This window comes from Candidatus Darwinibacter acetoxidans (genome assembly GCF_041936445.1).
Lineage (GTDB): Bacteria > Bacillota > Limnochordia > Darwinibacteriales > Darwinibacteriaceae > DTU010.
This window is the reverse complement of the sequence record NZ_JBHGXH010000017.1, coordinates 1-1,139: the sequence shown is the minus strand read 5'-3', so window position 1 is coordinate 1,139 and position 1,139 is coordinate 1. Positions and strand designations below refer to the sequence as shown.

Below are 1,139 nucleotides of genomic sequence, written 5' to 3'. Positions count from 1 at the left end.
CGGCGCCATCGTAAGCACCCAGGCCAGCAAGGTTTCCCTTCTCCCGGGCCAGCTTTGACGTTCCCCAACCCGATTCATGGGCGCAGATCGCGGCGAGGATGACGGCGTTTATGCCGCATGCTTTCTCGGCGCCATAGAAGGTTTGTCCCAGGCCGGCCAGTGCAGTTCCAGCAAGCGCCATCTCCAGGCGCTCCGCCGTAAAGCCGGAGGGCGTAGTTAGCGGCATGGTAGCCAGGGTAATCCGGCCGTCGCGCGGTGGCGCAGCCGACCGTTCCGCAATCTGCTGCATCTGGTGCAAGTTGAGGAGCATATCTTCCAGCGCTTCCAGATGCTCTTCAGCTTCCCGTAGCTGCTCTCTCACCTCCCGAAGCTGCTCCAGGTATGCCTCAGCGTCCCGCTCCGTCTGCTCCAGCGCTTCGAGCCGCTCCTGCCGGACGATGGCCAGGTAGCTACCGGTGCCGACAGATAGGACGATCACGGCCAGGGCGGTGGAGAAAAGAAGATATTGCCAGCGCTTCACTTGATCAACCCCTCCGCTTTCATTTTTCGGTAGCTCTTGCCCCGGTTCTCCACGATCTCGCACATTTCAAGCACTCTATCCATCGCCCTATCGCCGATCTTCTGCTCCAACTCTTCGAGGGTGCTGTTGGTGGTGATGATCAGCGCCCTCTCGTAGCTGTAGCGCTCGTCGATGATGGTGTAGAGTGTCGGCTCCGTCCATTCGGTCCACTTTTCGGCGCCCGCATCGTCCAGGACCAGCAGGTCCGCCCGGGTCAGCGCCCGCATGATCTCGCCTTCACTTACAAGCGATCCGTCGCGGTAGGTCGCCCGGATCCGGGAAAGCAGCCGGGGAACGCGCTCAAAGACGGCGGTATAACCTCGGCCCAGGGCCTCGCGGGTTATAGCGGCGGCCAGGTGAGACTTGCCGTTGCCGGGCGGGCCGAAAGTGAGAAAGCCTTTTCCTTTGGCGATGTTCTCCCGCAGGTTCTTGGCGTAGAGGGTTGCCGTCCGGTGGGCCGCCTCGGTGCCGGGCAGCGGCTTCCAGGTGTCGAAGCTGCAGCGCCCGAAGCGCGGCCCCAGGCCAGAGTTCTCAAAGAGCCGGTTCATGCGCTCCTGCTTTTCGCGGGCCTCCCTTTGCC

At 62.7% G+C, this 1,139-nt stretch carries 2 protein-coding genes; both read right to left on the bottom strand.

From position 1 onward, the window contains the following. Positions 1 to 520 (bottom strand): glucosaminidase domain-containing protein (locus ACE4YL_RS00495; RefSeq protein WP_461368988.1); only part of this gene is annotated, 520 nt, incomplete at its 3' end. Beyond that, positions 517 to 1,139 (bottom strand): ATP-binding protein (locus ACE4YL_RS00490; protein ID WP_461368987.1); only part of this gene is annotated, 623 nt, incomplete at its 5' end. The genes ACE4YL_RS00490 and ACE4YL_RS00495, both read right to left, overlap by 4 nt.